The organism is Roseateles sp. T103 (assembly GCF_057219915.1).
Genome location: NZ_JBXVVS010000004.1, coordinates 169,193 through 184,847 on the forward strand (window position 1 = coordinate 169,193; position 15,655 = coordinate 184,847).

Genomic DNA, 15,655 nt, shown 5'->3' on the forward strand with positions numbered 1-15,655 from the left:
GCCTTAATCGTCCTGGGCGCTCGCGGCGCGCATCACCTCATCGAGGGTGCTCAGACCGCGGGCCGCCTTGATTAGGCCATCTTCGACCATGGATCTCCGGCCATCGCGTTGAGCCAGTTCCATCAGGCGCTCGATCGGCGCATTCTGTGCAATCTCATGCTGCAGCGCGGGTGACACCGTCACCAGCTCGTAGATGCCAACACGGCCACGGAAGCCGGTACCTGAACAGGCCTCGCAGCCTTGAGCCATCAGCCAGTTCGGCTGCTCAGGCAAGCCTGCTGATGCCGGCGTACGCGGCACCAAGCGCGCCCATCGCTGGTTCAAGGGCTCGATATCGCTGTGCGCCCGGGCGCAACCAGGACACAGTCGACGGACGAGCCGCTGGGCCATCACCGCCCGCAGCGCAGCCGCAACCAGATAGGGCTCGATGCCCATGTCGACCAGGCGGTTGACAGCCGAAAGCGCGTCATTGGTATGCAACGTTGCCAGCACCAGGTGTCCGGTCAACGCAGCTTGGATGGCGATCTCGGCCGTCTCGCGGTCGCGGATCTCGCCCACCATGATCACGTCGGGATCATGGCGGAGGATGGAGCGCAAGGCACGCGCGAAGGTGTAGCCGATGTCGGCCTGGGTCTGGATCTGCACCACACCGGGCAAACGCAGTTCCACCGGGTCTTCAACCGTGATCAGCTTGCGCACGCCATCGTTGATGTGCGAGAGCGCGCTGTACAGCGTGGTGCTCTTGCCAGAACCGGTCGGACCGGTCACGAGCACCAGGCCGTTGGGCCACTGGAGCCAGTCCCGAAACTGGGCCAGATGGTCTGGCTCCATGCCAATGCGGTGCATGCCCACATCGCCACGCTCCTTGGGAAGCAGGCGCAGCACCAGCGATTCGCCGTGGACAGCTGGAATGGAGGAAATGCGGATATCCACCTCGCGTCCGGCCACGCGTGTACCGATACGGCCATCCTGGGGCAGGCGACGCTCAGCAATGTCCAGACCACCGATCAGCTTGATGCGTGACGCGATTGCCGGATAGCGATCCATGGGCAGGGTGCTGCGCGTATGCAAGACACCATCGATGCGAAAGCGCAGCGTGCATTCGCGCTCGCCCGGCTCCACATGGATATCGCTCGCACGCGCCTCCAGCGCCTGGGCCAAGGTGTTGTTGACGAAGGCCACCACCGGCGCATCTTCAGCCAGCTCGCGCAGCGTGCGCGCATCCAGCGCACTGGCACCCGCGCCATTAGCCTCATAGCGCAAACGCTGCGCCCAGGCCTCAACATCGTTGGGCTGCAAGAGATGCCAACGCGGCTGCGCACCCATTGGGTCTGCGGCCAAGGCTTCGCGTACGTCGATATCTAAGGGATCGGCGCTGGCCACGCAAAGGCCCTCGGCGCTTGACCACAACAGCACCTGCCGATCGAGCCACCAGGAGGCAGGTAGTTGCATCCGGACCAAGGTGGCGCGGATCACGGCCTCGTCCAGATGCGCTGCATCCAGCAGCGGATACTGCAATTGCTCGGCCAGCGCGCCGTAAAGGGTGCCGGTCGAGATGGCCCCCAACCTGACCAGGATCTCGCCGAGCCTGCCGCCCTGCCTGGACTGCAGCGCCAAGGCGCTGTCAACATCCGCAGCCTTCACCAAGCCCTTGGCCTGGAGCAGCTCACCCAGCAGCGCTGTCGTCATCGCTCTACTTCGCCGGCTTGCCAGCGTCAGCGGGCGACGAGGGGGTCGCGGGCCGCGCCGGCGCAGCCCAGGTGCCCAGCATACGGCGGAAGGCATCCGTCATCGTCTCTGCCTCGTGGCTGTCGTTCAGGATATAGGGCGTGATCAGCACCACCAGCTCACGTCGGTTGCCGGTCTTGGTCTGCGTGCTGAACAAGTTGCCCACCAGCGGAATTTCCTTCAGCAGCGGAATGCCAGCGCTGCCCTTGCTGTCGTCGTTGGAGATCAGGCCGCCCATCAACACCGTCGAGCCATTGCGCAGGGTCAGCTTGGTGTCGAGCTTGCGCGTGCTGAATGTCGGCGAGTTATTCACGCCAGTGTTCGTGGATGCGGCTGCACTGACCTCCTGCTGAACCTCCAGATCAATCTGGTCGCCCGAATGGATCACTGGCTTGACCTTGAGGATCACGCCGGTGTTTCGGTACTGGATGGTCTGCAGCACCGAGGAGGCGGTCGTCGTCCCAGTCAGCACCGTGGAGCCTGTGGTCTGCTGGCTGGTGATGATGGGCACTTCCTGGCCCACCTGTATGGTCGCTGTCTCACCGTTGCGGGCCTGGACGCGCGGACTGGATAGGATGGTCGCCTGGTTGTTCGAAGCCAGCGCGTTCAGCGTGGCGCGCACGCCGCCCACGGTATCCAGCACCTTGAAGGTTGCGCCAGCCGACCCGATGGACAGGCCGCCGCTGGTGCCGCCGATCACCTTGGCCCCGTTGCTCATCGCATGCGTGGCTAGCCACTCGACACCCAGCTGCGTGCTGTCGGTCAGCGCCAGCTCAGCCACCGTCACTTCGATCAACGCAGCCTTGGCTGGGCGGTCCAGCGTCTGCAGCAGCGCGCTGATCTGCGAGTACTCGTCCGCAGCTGCCTGGAAGATCAGCATATTGCTGGACTGATCAACCACCACGGACGTGGTCGGCGTCGCTGCCGTCGCGCCAGCGGTGCCGCCTGCTGCCGGGGCCGCTGCGGTCGTGCTGAGCCGCGCACGACCGCTCAGCAGCTGCTCCAGCGTCTTCGCCAGTGCCGTCGCGTCCTTGTGCTTAACCTGGTAGGTGAAGTAATTCTTGCCGATACCGCGCTCGTTGGGTCGGTCGAGCGTACGAGCCCAGTTCTCGACATGTTTGAGCACCTCGTCACTGGCGGCAAACACATAGATCTGGTTCGTGCCGGCAACCGGCAACAACACCACGGGATAACGTACCCCGCCTTGCTGACCCAACTGGCCCAGGGGCGCAACGGCGTAGCCCTGCGCAGTCAGCACCTCGTTCAAACGCCGAGCCAGATCGTCGACAGACCAATAGGCCGGCGTAAGGGCAATGCTCTTGCGCCCGTTCATCAACGGCTGGTCTAGCACGCGGATGGTCTCCAGCGCCGCCTGCATATTGTCTGGCGTGCCGCTGAGCAGCAAGGCATTGCGGCCGATGTCCTCCTGCACCGTGATGCGCGTGCCGAATAAAGTTCTCAGCCATCCCACCACATCGGTCTGCCGGACCACCTGGAGTTCCACCAACTGGTAGATCGGACGCAAAGGCAGCGGGGTATCGGGAGATGCTTCCCCGCGCCGCAACTCGGGCAGATTGCCCAGCTGTGCGTTGTCGGGCACCACGCGCAGCAGACCGCCAACATCGATGGCCGCGATGCCATAGCTCTTGAGCAAGAGCTTCAGCGCGTTGTCCAGCTGCGCCGCCGACTGCGCCGCGCCGGTGCGGAAAGTCACCAGCTCCTTGCGGCTGAGCACCGCCGGATCGATGTTGACGTTGCGCTTCAGGATCTCCGCATAGACCACCTGGATGAAGGTGGGCAGCGGCACTTGCTGCAGATTGATGGCGGCAACCTCATCGCCCGTGACGGCCAGCGCCTGCTGCTGTGCGGCATCCTGCGCCAGCCGATCGCGCTGCGCCTTGGACAACTGCTGCTGTGGCGGCTGCGGCAAGGACGAGACCTTCAGCTCATTGCTGCGCGCCGCGTTGGCGTCCGGCATCACGCTCGCAGCTTGATTACCTGGCAGCGGCAAAGAAGGCGGGATGACGGGCTGCAATGGTGCACAAGCGGCCAACACTGCAGCCATCGCTGCCACCGACACCGCCCGCATCGAAAAGCGGTTCTGCTCACTCACGTTGTTCGACTCCAAAGCGGTACAACTTCTTGCCAATGCGCACACACACCTGATTGCCGTCCACGGACTCGATCACGTGGCCACTGGGCAGCTTCTCACCCACCTTCAACCGCTGCGGCGGCTTGGCGGCGTCATCAAACAGCACCAGCGCCCCGCCCACCTTGCCAGCACCGAAGACGCCCGCCAGACGCCAGCGCGTATTCTCGATGGGAGCGGCTTTCGCATCGGCCGGCTTGGCATCCACACCCCAGATCGGCGACGCAGCGACCTGGACTGCCTGACTCATGCCGTCGCTGGGTACCGGCAGACTGGCCAACTGCCAGGCATCGCGGCGCGCCTGCACCAGCGAGGCCGGTGCCGGCTCTGAGGACACGGCATACCAGCCAAGCAGAGCCGCCGCGCCATAGATCAGCAGCGCTTGCCGCACACCCAACTGGCCGATCATGGCTTGCGCTCCTCGGCCAGGTAGAGCACCCGCACCTCCAGTTCAGCCCGCGCAGGCTGTGACTGCGGACGCAGGCGCAGGCTGTCCACCATCATCAGCTGAGGCGAACGCCCCATCTCGGCCAGCAGCCCCATCAGCGCCAGGCGCTGGTTGTACTCCACTACCAGCCGCGCACGCACGGCCTGGGTTGCGGCGCTCTTGCGATCGGCAGCACCGACGATGCTCAACTCCCGCACCGCCAGGCCGGACTTTTCGGCCCAGCTGCGCAGCGTGTCCTGCAGCGCAGCCTCCACCAGGCCCTGGCTGGAGCCAGTCCACAGCATGCTGCGAGCAGCCTCAAGATGCAGGCGAGCGTCTTCCGCGCGCTTTGTCCACACAGCGCCGCCGCTCTGCATGGGACGCAGACGGTCCAACTCTGCTCTGGCCTCGTCCGCCTCGGCCCGCCATGCGCTCGTCTGATCCTGCACAAGCAGCAACAGCCAGAGCAGGAACATGCCCGCGATGAGCCAGACACCCCAGCGCAGCCGGGCATTCGTGCGCCATTCTGTACGCGCCTGCATCAGTTGTTGCACCCAGGCCGACCCAGCGCCGTCGCGCGGCTCCATCACCAAGCTCATGGCCTTCTGCTCCCCTGGCCACCGGGCGGCGGCAGCTCCAACCCAGGCGGTGGCGAAGGGACCTCAGCAGACCCGCGCTTGAGCCCAGCATCTGCATTGGCCACACGCATCGACGGCTGCACGCCAGCAAGCTTCATCTCCAGCGCCAGGCCCGAACGCGGCATGCCGTCCTTGATCTCGCTGATCTGGGTGAACCAGGCACCCGACTCCAATTCAGCCACCAGCTTGGCCCTGGACACCTCGGCCGGCAACTCCAGCACCAGCCGCAGCGTCAGCTGATTCAGGTCGAACTCTCGCACCACGATGCCCTTGGGCAAGCGACGCGCCAGCTCATCCATCACCTCAAGCGGCCGCGGCGCCTGCAGCTGGGCAATCAGCGCGGCGCTGCGGTCAGCCTGCTCGATGGCCGATTGCCGTGCCTGCAGCATCGGCTTGGTGTCTTGCTGACGCTGTGCCAGCGCGGCCTGAGCCGCGTCACGGTCATGGTAGGCGTCCCAGGCACTGCGTGCTGTCATGCCGGCAAAAACCACCATCACCAAGGCCACCCCACCCACGATGAGCCGCTCCTGACTCTGCGCGTTGTGTTCAAGTCGATCAGCCGGCCGAGGCTGGCGGACCGGACGCTGCCACGGCAACTGCTGCAGGGCTGGTGGCACACCGGTCTGCATGCCCGGCACATGGCCAAGGCGCGCAAAGGTCTGCCACTCAGCAAGGTCAGGCATTGCAGACCACCAGCGGCTGGCCCGCAGCACACCGTCGCGCCAGGCCTGGCCCTCGACGCCTTCGAGGCACTGCAGCAGATGCAAGCCGTCGTGAAGCGCACCGTGGCAAAGCGACTCCGGCCACAAGCGCTCAGACGCAAGCCCAGCAGCCTGCACTGCCTCGCGCGGCAGCGCAAAGACCTGGGCATGCTCGCCATGCAGATCCACCAGCATCTCGCCGTCGGCAAACGGCTGCCAAGCCAGCAGTTGCGCCTGCAAGGCGCCGACGCGATCTGCCGCTGGCACACCAGCCAGATCGACACAGCGGTAACGCATCAAGGAGCGCGCCACCAGCACCGCCCCGCTGCCACGCGCCCCATCGGGGCGTATCAGTCCCTCACGGCGCAGGCTGGGCCAGCGCTCGGGGCTGGGCAACGGCCTGACTCGGGACAGGAAATTTCGCAACAGACGTGATGTCATCGGTGGGGGCGAGAAGACGGTTGGACTGACGGACCTCATGGATCAGCCAGGGCGCGGTCGCCCCCGTCGGCAGGATCAAAAGATTGTACTCAAGCGACTGCGGCAGACCGGGCGCCCACAGCTGCAGACGCAGCGCGTTGCTGGCGTGGAACAGCAGGTGCTCGCCCTGGAACGGAATGCCAGTACTGGCTGTTGCTGCAGCAGCATCGGCAAAGGGCGCACGCCGGCGCAGCGTATCGAACAGCGCCCACTGCTCAGCCGACACCTTGGGCCAGATGCTCTTGAGCAGATCCAGCGGCGCGGTGTTCGGGTTGAAGAGCTTGTTACGCCGCACACCCAGCCAGGGTTGTACCTTGACGCGCACCGGTTCTGAGCGCTGCCACACCAGCATGCGCGCCAGCTCGTCAGTCGAGAGAATCCAGTCATTGCGCGGCTCGGGCAAGCCAGCGGCCCGATAGTCAGCAGCCTCGCCGCCGCTCAGGCGTTTGAGGCTATCGCTGTCCGCGTAGTCTTCCAGCACGTCCACCATGGCGGATGCATCCTGCAGCGAGGCGCCCGCCCCCAGAAGCACGCTGACGAACGCCTCCCGATCGGGCACGTTGATCGAGAGCAGACCGCGCTCGTCCTGGACCCGCAGCACAGCGCCTTGCTCGGTGCGGTAGAGCCGCCCATCCAATGCCAGCGGCTGCTCGTCCACAAAACCCGCTGACGACAAGCCAGCCGGCCGCGTGCTGAGCCAGTACAAGGCCAGAGCCTTGGCGCTGTCGGCCTGCAGGCTGGCCTGCGCGTAGCCCTGCATCGTCAGCGCCTGCTGCCGCAGGCTGTCGATGCGAAACGCCAGGCGCCCGGCCACGATAGCCACCACGATGAGCGCCACCGTGACGAAGAGCAGCACGTAGCCGCCCTGCTGCCCTTGGATTGACCGATTGGTTTGGCGCCTCATGGCAGCTTGTCCAGATCGATGCGCTGACCCAAGGGCTCAGCGCGGGCTGCCGGCCGCGCCACCAGCAGCAGGCCGCCCCCCGAATCGCCGCGGTCGATGGCAATGGCTTGCGGCAGAGCTGTCGGCGTGCGCAACTCGCCGTCTTGCGCGGGCGGCCACTGCTCGCGCCAGGCACCGGCCGAATCCTGATAGCGCAGCGCTCCGCCATCGCCGGGCCAGCGTGCCAGCACCGCATTCTGTTCTGGGGCTCCACCCGCCAAACCAAAACTCAGCTGCAATTCGGTGACCCCCACTTCGGGCACGAAGCGCAGGTTCAGGCGCAGCGGCTGCGGCCCCAGCCGCTGTGGCGCCGGCAATTGCGTGCTCAATCCAGCCAGCTCACGCGGCCCACCACTAAAGCGTTCGGGCTTCTCCGCCACGCCGGGCATCAAGCCCTCCAGCGCCTGCTGCACCCACAGCGCATGCAGGCGCTGCAGTTGCGCTTGCAGCTGCGCGCCGCCCAGGCGCTGCTCAATGCGTGCCACTTGAAACAGCCCCTCAGACAGCAAGCCGGCCACCATGGCCACGATCACCAAGGTGACCAGTGTCTCCAGCAGCGTCATCCCCAGCTGGCGCCGCGCTGCGCTAGAGCAGCCTGCCACGTTGATGAGGCGGACTCGTTTCACGGCGCTGGCGCTCCGCGACCAGGCTGCACCCCACCCAGCAGCTCCAGCCCGGTTTGCAGTACTGTGAAACGGGTGTTGATCGCGCTCAGTTCATCGGCAGCAGATACTTCCATCTCGTACAAGCCCACGCGCCAGCGCACCGGCTCCCGTGCCTGCGTCGGCACGCTGGCACGCATCGGCGCCACGAGCTTGGCGCGCCAGGTCACCCGCAAGCCCCCCAGGCTGCGCGAGCCTTCCGGCTCCACAAAGGGATTCACGCTGGCGACCAGCCCTTGCGCCGCCTGCTGCAGCGCCACTCTCGCCTGCTCCGCTTCGACACGCGCCGCAGCTTGAAGGTTCTGCGCAATCCAGGCAAAGAGGGCAGCACCTGTGCCCGCCAGAATCGCCAGCGCCACGATGGCCTCCAGCAAGCCAAAGCCCTGGGCCCGCTTGGCGCGTTGCAACGCCGCGCCGCAAGGCTGTGCGGCTGCGCTCAAGGCGTCACCTGCCCGGTCAGAGCCGCAATCGTCCATTGCTGCACACGGCCATCTGCTGTGGTCAGACGCAGTGTGCCGCCAGCGGCCACGCCGGCGGCGCTGTAGCGCAGTGGCGCCGACAACTCGATGACTACCGATTCCGGTAGAGGCTCGCGCAGCAAGGCGCGCAGCGCCGGCGCATCCAGTTCCAGCGCTTCACCCTGTCGAAATGCACGCATGGGCAGAGCGGCCAACTCGGCACGCAGTTCCTGCTGCCAGCCGCGCTCTTGCGCAGACGACACCCAACGCGAGGCTGAGGGCACGATCAGCCCAGCCGTCATCGCGACGATGCTCAGCACCACCAGCAATTCCAGCAGCGTGAAGCCGCGCATGGCACGCGGTAGCTCGGCAGCACCCATCAGAACGGAGCCCATCCGCAGCAAGACACGATAGGTGGCGCTAACAAACGACGGGGCGCGTACGACTGCTCGTTGCTTGCCAACCAGCTGGATGCGTCATCAACAGGCCAGGCCAGCGTGGAGGCACCGCTGCTTGCGCATCACTGCCCGCCAGCAGCAGGCAGCACGCCGATATCGGCCGCATCGCCCGAACCACCGCGCTTGCCATCGGCGCCCAGCGAGTACAGCGCGAAGGGCTGCCCTTCGGCACCGGGCACCGCGTATTGGTACGGACGGCCCCAGGGGTCGTCCGGCAATGCACCGTCCAAGTACGGGCCGCGCCAGCGTGTCGCCTGTGCCGGCTCGGCAGGTGCCTTGGTCAGCAGCGACAGGCCTTCCTCAGGCGTCGGATAGCGCCCGATATCGAGATGCAGACTCTCCACCGCACCGCGCAGTGTCTTGGCCTGTGTGCTGGCAGTGGTGACCTTGGACTGCTCAACCTTGGAAAACAGGCGTGGTCCGACCAAACCGGCCAGCATGCCGATGATGACCAGGACGACAAGCATCTCAAGCAACGTGAAGCCCAGAGTCCGCCTGGGACGATGCCAATTGTTTAAATTCATGGATAAGCCAAGAAAGACCAACGACGACAAATTGACGCCCACTCCAGTAGACCTGCGGGCGACGGAGAATTGTAGACATGACCAGTTGACGCCTGCACCCGACGCCAAGATTCGCTTGTCGCCACCAAAGAAAAAGGGGCGCCTTACGGCGCCCCTGGGGTTAATCACTCAGAGGTGATTAGTTGGAGCCCGGACGCAGCAGCGGGTACGAAATCAGCGAATCCGTAGCGCCAGTGGTCTGGTTGTAGTTCATCACGTTGTACACGCCAGAGATGGTCGTGTTCGGCGCAGCGATGATCAGCTTCACAGCCAGACGGCTACCGGCGCTCAGAGCGGGGCAAATGTCCTTGGTGTTGATGACCAACTGCTTGCCGGCCTTGATGGTGTAAGAACCATTCACGGTCGGGCAAGAAACGCCGTCTTCAGCAATCACGCTGGCAACAACGGATGCATCCGCAGTATGCTGGCTCGTCAGCACCACGCGCGACAGATAGTCGGGGTGGATCGTCGCAAACGGGGCCTGCAACTCGGTGCCGTCGCGGATGATCGAACCAACAGAAGCCGCAGCCACATCTGCCGCAGACGAGCCTGCCGCAGCAGTCAGATCGAGCGCCGCAGTTACCGTTTGAGCAGGCAGCTCTTTAGCAGCAGTCACTTCGTAACACAGGTGATACTTGCCGGCGTCACCACCGGCAGTCGTGCCAACCACAAACTCTGCAGATGTCTTCGCCGTGTTGACGGTGCCAGCGAAAGCAGCAGCAGCGCAAGTGCTTGCGTTCGACAGATAGACGCCGTTCGGAGCAGCGCCGCTCGAAGTCAGAGCGGTGAAATCACCGGCGACGACGATCTTCGAAGCCGCAGTCAACAGGTCACCCAGGCCGACAGCCGTACCGTCTGCCTTCGCAACAGCATTCACCGTGTAGGTGATAGCACCAAGACGAGCGAGCGACGCGCTCAGACCAGGATTCGTGCCAGTCGTGGTGAATTCCTTGAAGGACTTTTCGACCGACGCGGTTGTGGTGTTAGCGGTCAGCGAGTAAGACAGGCCAGCGCCGAAAGTCACCAGATTGCCCGACTTCGAGTACAGCGTGTTAGCGCTGTCGTTTGCGGCATCAACGGCGGTTTCGTACAGCTTGTAAGAAACAGTCACCGGAGAGGCATTGCCGTTCGTGACATCCAGATCAGCAAAGGTGAAAGTCACATCCTGACCCGCTGCATGGCCTGCAGCATTGGCGGTGATTTGATAGATGGCGTACGCGTCACCAGCAGCGCCACCCTGCACCAGAGTAACGTTAGCAAAAGCGGGAGCGACGGCCGTAGCGGGGGCCGAGGCCAGAGCCGCACCCAGCTTGGCACCACTCAGGTTGATGCGGATGTAGCGATTCTGACCACCGCTCACGCCGAAGCCCAGATCAGTCGTCACCACCGGATTAACCGTGTTGATGGGAGTACCGGTCGCAGAGCTGTAGTCAATTTCGCTTGCGAACGCAGTGGTACCGGTCAGAGCGCCGGTATTCAGGTTCGTGTCGGCGATCGCCACACCTCCAACCAGCGCACCGATCGCCAGAGCGGTCGCCTTAAACACAAATTTTTTCATTCGGTGAACTCCACAAAGGTTATGGATAAGAACTCAATCAATGATTCGCGAATCACACGTACGTTGTTATGGCACGCCAGAGCATTCTAGAACAGCCAAACATCGCGATGTCAACGAATCAACCCATATTGCGGGAAAACACCTTTGCCTCTGCATTGGACCCACAACACTAGCGAGCGCAATGCTAGCGGCAGCACAAGCCCCGGATCGCTGGATCAACGCCGTTTGTTGTGCGCCAACTACAGCCAGAAGAGGGAAGCTGAGCTGAGTCATGAACTAGTGCCCAAACAGCGGGGCAAGAACAACAGTGAAGTGCGGAGACGCAGGCGACAGAGCCCCGACCTGCTAGGCAGCCGCAGCGAGGCCAACGTTCGGCCCGTGCGCCGTTGTCGAGGCTAGCAGCGGCGCATCGATCAATCAGCAACTAGCTCGCGGCACGAATTCCTCGTCCAGCAATGCTTGCAGGCTGGCTTTGACCCGCGCATCGCTCTGAACCTGGCGGCAGTCTTGCTGCGGAACATGCTGATGCAGCCACTCCAGCACAGCAGTGCTTTTCTTGGAGTCGTCGAGCCGGGCAATGTTCAGCCTGGCAATGGGCGTGGACTGGACAGTGTCGCTGTCGGCAAGCAGCTCTTCATAGAGCTTCTCGCCCGGCCGCAGCCCGCTGAACTCGATGCGGATCTCATCGAGGCTATGCCCCGACAGCCGGATCATGTCCCGGGCCAAATCGAGAATCTTCACGGGCTCACCCATGTCGAGCACATAGACGCGCCCGCTCTCGCCGATGGCTGCGGCCTGAACAACCAGGCGCGCTGCCTCAGGGATGGTCATGAAATAGCGTGTGATCTCTGGATGGGTCACCGTCACCGGCCCACCCCTGGCGATCTGTTCCTTGAACTTCGGGATCACGCTGCCGCTGGAGCCCAGCACATTGCCGAAGCGAACCGCCATGAAGCGTGTCCCTGAATAGAGGGTCGCCATGCGGCTGATCACCAGCTCGGCGGCCCGCTTGGTCGCACCCATCACATTGGTCGGGTTCACCGCCTTGTCGGTGCTGATCAGCACGAAGCGCTCCACGCCCGCCTCAGCCGCGGCCAGCGCAGCGTGGTAGGTGCCCAGCGTGTTGTTGCGCAGCGCAGCCCAGGCGTTGTCCTGCTCCATCAGCGGCACATGCTTGTACGCCGCCGCATGAAAGACGATTTGCGGTTTGCAGCGCGTGAAGGTCTGGCGCAGATGATCGAGGTCCTTCACGTCGCCGATCAGGCGCAGCAGCGGAATGTGCGGGAAGCGCTCGGACAGCTCCTGCTCGATCGTGTAGAGCGCGAACTCGCTGAGCTCGTAGAGCACCAGGGTCTGCGGACCGTAGCGCGCCACCTGGCGACACAGCTCGCTGCCGATGCTGCCGCCGGCGCCGGTGATCAGCACCACCTTGCCGGAGATGCAGTCGGCGATGCCGCCTTCGTCCAACTGCACAGGCTCGCGGCCCAGCAGGTCCTCGGGCTCGATGTCGCGCAACTGCTCGGGACGCCAGCCGGAGAGCAGCTCGGCGCTGCTCGGCACGGTGAGTACATGCAGGCCCGTGCCGGCGGCCAGATCAAAGGCACGACGGCGCTGCGCCCCCTGCACCGAGGGCATGGCCACGATGATCTGCGTGATGCCATGCAGCTGGGCAAGAGCCTTCACTTCATCGAGCCCGCCGAGCACCGGCACGCCGCCAATGCGCAAGCCGCGCTTGGCGGCGTCGTCATCAAGCAGGCCCACGACAACCCAGCCCTGATGCTGGATGCCCGCCAGCAGCAGCCGCGCCGCCTGGCCCGCGCCCATCACCAGCACGCGCTGCGTCTCCTGCGCCGTGCCACTGATGCGCCCGCGCATATGCTCGTAGAGCATGCGATAGCCCAGTCGCATCATCGCCAGCCCGATCAGCGCGAACACCGGATGCAGCGCCAGCACCGCGCGCGGTACGGCGCGCAGCTCGGCCATCTGCACGACGGCGGCGCCCAGTGTGCCGGCGATCAGGCAAGCCAAGGCCAGGCGCTTGACCTCGCCGAAGCCGGAAAAGCGCCACATGCCCTTGGGCACCTTCAGCACCCAGAGCACGATCACGTACAGCAGCACCAGGCCGGCGATCACCCAGCCGTCGTAGCTGGGGCGGGCCGAGACCCAGCGCTCGAAGCCGAGGCGGAACAGATAGGTCGCCTGCCAGGCCAGCAGCACGACACAGGCGTCGAGCAGCAGAGACACCGGCTCGCGGTAGCGGCGCAGCCGGGTGAGGAAGGTATCGAGTGTTTGCCAGAACAACACGGGCAGCGTCTCTCGGCGTCAGAAATCAAGCCCGGTGCAGATGCCCGCGGCGAAACGCGCAATTGTGCCCGGCTCGCCTGCCATGCCAGCGCCAGATATCGACAGGCCTCGTCAGCCCCGGCGGCCGGTCAGAACGGCCAGCGTGCGCCCGATGATGCACAGGTCCTGCAGCAGCGAAGCCGTCTCCACATAGCGCCGGGCCAGGGCGAGCTTCTGCGGCATCACCACCTCGACATACTCCCGCTCCGGGTCGGCGGCGCGCGCCAGCAGCTCGCTCTCGTGGCGGAATTCCAGCGAGGCCAGGTCGGTGATGCCGGGCCGCACCGACAGCACGATCTCGCGCAACTCGGCCGGATACAGCGCCACATAGCGCGGCACCTCGGGCCGCGGCCCGACCAGGCTCATCGCGCCGCGCAAGACGTCCCAGAGCTGCGGCAGTTCGTCGAGCTTGGTGGCACGCAGCAGGCGGCCGCTGCGCGTGATGCGCGGATCGGCGCCGATGGTGATTTGCGGCCCAGCGTTGTCCGCCCGCATGGTGCGGAACTTATGGATCAGGAAGGGCTTGCCGTGGCGGCCCACTCGCTGCTGCCGGAAGAACACCGGCCCCGGCGAATCGAGCTTCACCCACAGCGCGACGAGCAGCAGCAGCGGCGAGAGCAGCAGCAGGCCCAGCGCCGTGAGCAGGATGTCGAAGAGCCGCTTGGCCATCCGGCAGCTGTCAACTCAGAGAGATGTCGCGCACCGCATCAATGACGCGCTGCACGTCGGCGTCCGTCATGCGCGTGTACAGCGGGATGCTCAGCATGCGCTCGTAAGCGCGCTGCGAATGCGGGAACTGCGCCGGCTCCAGCCCGTAGCGGTCGCGCCAGTAGGGGTGCAGGTGCAGCGGGATGTAGTGCACGCTGCAGCCTATGCCCTTGGCGAACATGCGCTCGATGAACACGTCGCGGTCGACCACGCATTCGTCGGCTAGGCGCAGCACGTAGAGGTGCCAGGAATGTGTGTCGCCCTCCACCGGCTGCGGCGGCAGGATCAACGGCAGGTCGGCGAAAGCTTCGTTGTAGGCCTGCGCAATTTGCTCGCGCCGCGCCTGGAAGGCACTCAGCCTTTTCAGCTGCTGCAGGCCCAGCGCCGCGGCGATGTCGGTGAGGTTGTACTTGAAGCCCGGCGCGACGATCTCGTAATACCAGCTGGGCACCTTGGCGGTGAAACGGTCGAAGGCATCGCGGTTCATGCCGTGCAGTCGCATGACCTTGGCACGCTTGGCCAGCTCGGCGTTGCGCGTCACCAGCATGCCGCCCTCGCCGGTGGTCATGGTCTTGTTGGCGTAGAAGCTGAACACCGTGGCATCGCTGCCCAGCGTGCCGATCAGCTCCTTCTCCAGCGTGGTGGGCAGCGCATGCGCGGCGTCTTCCACCACACGCAGGCCGTGCTTGCGCGCGATGTCCAGCACGGCCAGCATGTCCACCGCCAGGCCAGCGTAGTGCACCGGCACGATGGCCTTGGTACGCGGCGCGATCGCCGCCTCGATCTGCGCAATGTCGATGTTCAGCGTCGCCGGGTCGATATCCACCAGCACCACATCGGCGCCCAGATAGCGCACCACCTCGGCGGTGGCGGTGAAGGTGTGCGTCGTCGTGATGACCTCGTCGCCGGGACCAATGCCCAGCGCCTCCAGCGCCAGATGCAGGCCGGCGGTGGCCGAGTTCACCGCGATGCATTCGATCTGGGGCTCCCCCAGGAACTCGGCAAAGGCCTGCTCGAAGCGCCTGGCCTTGGGGCCGGTGGTCACCCAGCCCGAGCGCAGCGTGTCCACCACCTCGGCGATCTCCTCCTCGCCGATCTCGGGCAGGGCAAAGGGCAGAAAAGGCAGCTGGGATTCGCTCATGGCTGAAGAGGCTTTTCGATCACGGCCAGCACATGGGTGCGCAGCCAGGGGATGGTATTGAACACGGTGTAGGCGCCGGGGTGCAGCCGGCAGACGGCCCTCGCGATCGGTGGCGCCAGCGTCAGCCGCTGCGCACGCAGCCGGCCCTGCGGGAAGAGCTCGCCCACCCTTGAGAGCGGCACACCGCGCACATCGCGGTTGCGCGGATTGTCGACGATGAAGTCGTACCAGAGCACCGCGCCGCCGGGCCTGAGCCAACGCCACATCGCATCGGCCAGCTGCTGCTGCACGGTGTCGCTGAGGATGGACGAGAACACGGTGGACTGCAGCACCAGGTCCTGGCTCGCGTCGGCGATGTGCGCCTGCGTCGCATCGCCCAGCATCAGCTGCACCGCCGAGGGCAGCGAACGCCGCGCGGCATCAAAGCGCTCCGGCAGCAGCTCAATGCCACGCAGATGCTCGGGCGCGAAGCCCAGGCGCAGCATCTCCAGCAGATTGCCGCCGGCGCCGCAGCCCACCTCGGTCAGCGTCCAGCCAGCCGGGCTGCCGTCGTGCTGCGCCAGCAGCCGCCACAGCGCGCGCTGGCGCTCGTGCAGCATCTGCCAGACCTCGGGGCGCAGCAGGCTGTAGCGGTCGGCCGCCTCGCGGCGCGCATAGCGCTCAGCGATGGCCTGCAGTTCTTGCTTGCGCTCGCCCAT

General features: G+C 65.2%; 15 protein-coding genes. All 15 read right to left on the reverse strand.

The genetic code is table 11. The features are described 5' to 3' along the window. Positions 1 to 3: 3 nt before the first annotated feature. Positions 4 to 1,689: a GspE/PulE family protein gene (locus tag AC2EBS_RS13255; protein ID WP_484728893.1), complete on the reverse strand. Its 1,686-nt coding sequence runs from the start codon at positions 1,687 to 1,689 to the stop codon at positions 4 to 6. A gap of 4 nt (positions 1,690 to 1,693) precedes the next feature. Continuing rightward, positions 1,694 to 3,706, reverse strand: a complete 2,013-nt coding sequence (locus AC2EBS_RS13260) for a secretin N-terminal domain-containing protein (RefSeq protein WP_484728894.1) — start codon at positions 3,704 to 3,706, stop codon at positions 1,694 to 1,696. Between the two features lie 127 nt (positions 3,707 to 3,833). Then, positions 3,834 to 4,286: a hypothetical protein gene (locus tag AC2EBS_RS13265; RefSeq protein WP_484728895.1), complete on the reverse strand. Its 453-nt coding sequence runs from the start codon at positions 4,284 to 4,286 to the stop codon at positions 3,834 to 3,836. Further along, the gene (locus tag AC2EBS_RS13270) at positions 4,283 to 4,903 is read right to left on the reverse strand and encodes a GspMb/PilO family protein (RefSeq protein ID WP_484728896.1); all 621 of its coding nucleotides are present in this window, start codon (positions 4,901 to 4,903) and stop codon (positions 4,283 to 4,285) included. Before AC2EBS_RS13270 ends, AC2EBS_RS13265 begins: the two co-directional genes overlap by 4 nt. Next, positions 4,900 to 6,039 (reverse strand): hypothetical protein, encoded by a 1,140-nt coding sequence (locus tag AC2EBS_RS13275; RefSeq protein WP_484728897.1) that lies wholly within the window; start codon positions 6,037 to 6,039, stop codon positions 4,900 to 4,902. Before AC2EBS_RS13275 ends, AC2EBS_RS13270 begins: the two co-directional genes overlap by 4 nt. After that, positions 6,002 to 7,027: a type II secretion system minor pseudopilin gene (locus tag AC2EBS_RS13280; protein WP_484728898.1), complete on the reverse strand. Its 1,026-nt coding sequence runs from the start codon at positions 7,025 to 7,027 to the stop codon at positions 6,002 to 6,004. The genes AC2EBS_RS13275 and AC2EBS_RS13280 overlap by 38 nt, the downstream gene beginning before the upstream one ends. Beyond that, positions 7,024 to 7,692, reverse strand: coding sequence for a type II secretion system protein (locus tag AC2EBS_RS13285; protein ID WP_484728899.1), 669 nt, complete (start codon positions 7,690 to 7,692; stop codon positions 7,024 to 7,026). The genes AC2EBS_RS13280 and AC2EBS_RS13285 overlap by 4 nt, the downstream gene beginning before the upstream one ends. Further along, positions 7,689 to 8,168, reverse strand: a complete 480-nt coding sequence (locus AC2EBS_RS13290) for a type II secretion system protein (RefSeq protein ID WP_484728900.1) — start codon at positions 8,166 to 8,168, stop codon at positions 7,689 to 7,691. Before AC2EBS_RS13290 ends, AC2EBS_RS13285 begins: the two co-directional genes overlap by 4 nt. Further along, a complete protein-coding gene (locus AC2EBS_RS13295; protein WP_484728901.1) occupies positions 8,165 to 8,581 on the reverse strand; it encodes a pilus assembly FimT family protein in 417 nt (138 codons plus the stop codon). The genes AC2EBS_RS13290 and AC2EBS_RS13295 overlap by 4 nt, the downstream gene beginning before the upstream one ends. A gap of 125 nt (positions 8,582 to 8,706) precedes the next feature. Beyond that, positions 8,707 to 9,168 (reverse strand): type II secretion system major pseudopilin GspG, encoded by a 462-nt coding sequence (gene gspG / locus AC2EBS_RS13300; RefSeq protein ID WP_484729139.1) that lies wholly within the window; start codon positions 9,166 to 9,168, stop codon positions 8,707 to 8,709. Between the two features lie 178 nt (positions 9,169 to 9,346). Further along, entirely contained in the window at positions 9,347 to 10,765 is a 1,419-nt protein-coding gene (locus AC2EBS_RS13305; RefSeq protein WP_484728902.1) for a hypothetical protein, read from the reverse strand. Positions 10,766 to 11,182: 417 nt separating this feature from the next. After that, positions 11,183 to 13,069 (reverse strand): polysaccharide biosynthesis protein, encoded by a 1,887-nt coding sequence (locus AC2EBS_RS13310; protein ID WP_484728903.1) that lies wholly within the window; start codon positions 13,067 to 13,069, stop codon positions 11,183 to 11,185. Positions 13,070 to 13,180: 111 nt separating this feature from the next. Further along, positions 13,181 to 13,777 carry a sugar transferase gene (locus AC2EBS_RS13315; RefSeq protein ID WP_484728904.1) on the reverse strand — a complete coding sequence of 199 codons (597 nt, stop codon included), beginning with the start codon at positions 13,775 to 13,777 and terminating at the stop codon, positions 13,181 to 13,183. A 10-nt stretch (positions 13,778 to 13,787) separates the two neighbouring features. After that, entirely contained in the window at positions 13,788 to 14,957 is a 1,170-nt protein-coding gene (locus AC2EBS_RS13320) for a DegT/DnrJ/EryC1/StrS family aminotransferase (RefSeq protein WP_484728905.1), read from the reverse strand. Then, positions 14,954 to 15,655, reverse strand: a complete 702-nt coding sequence (locus tag AC2EBS_RS13325; RefSeq protein WP_484728906.1) for a class I SAM-dependent methyltransferase — start codon at positions 15,653 to 15,655, stop codon at positions 14,954 to 14,956. The genes AC2EBS_RS13320 and AC2EBS_RS13325 overlap by 4 nt, the downstream gene beginning before the upstream one ends.